This window comes from Spongiactinospora gelatinilytica, from assembly GCF_003236385.1.
Classification (GTDB): domain Bacteria; phylum Actinomycetota; class Actinomycetes; order Streptosporangiales; family Streptosporangiaceae; genus Spongiactinospora; species Spongiactinospora gelatinilytica.
Genome location: NZ_POUA01000818.1, coordinates 1 through 572, shown reverse-complemented (window position 1 = coordinate 572; position 572 = coordinate 1). Strand labels below are relative to the sequence as shown.

Genomic DNA, 572 nt, shown 5'->3' with positions numbered 1-572 from the left:
ACGCGCGGCACCGCGCCCGTGTCCCGCTCCAGCACCCGCCGGGCCAGGCGCACCTCCTCGATCGCGGTGTCGGCGTAGTCGCGGGGAGAGGCGCCCGGGCCGAGCTCGCCGCTGGTGTAGGTGTTGAAGTCGCAGTAGCCGCAGCGGGTCACGCAGAACGGCACATGCACATAGAAACCGAACGGCCGCGCGCCGAACCCGTCGAACGCGCTCGCGGGCAGCTCGCCGGACGCGGGGACGGCTTCACCGTCGGGAAGGATGGCAGGCACCCCTTCAGTCTGCCGCCGCCGGGGGCATGCGCAGGCCATCAAGAGCCTGGGGCTCCAGGGGAAGGAGATGCGGTAAGCGGGGTTACCGGATCGCTACTCTCGGTGTTCCTTGTCCCGGGATATGCTGTGAAGACCCCCTTACGGAGCGCCGATGGACGACATCCACAGTGCGGACGGCCCACCTCCAGATCCGCACGCGCCACCTCCAGAGTCATCGAAGGACTCATCGGGCACACCGGGCGCATCACCGCCGCCATGGCCGTCCTCCCCCGCACCGTCGGGCCCTACGGCCGCATCCGGCCC

The 572-nt window shown here is 70.5% G+C and carries 1 pseudogene; it reads right to left on the bottom strand.

What is annotated here, in order from left to right:
* Positions 1 to 269: pseudogene (locus C1I98_RS39575) on the bottom strand (radical SAM family heme chaperone HemW); the annotation flags it as partial.
* Positions 270 to 572 lie beyond the last annotated feature (303 nt).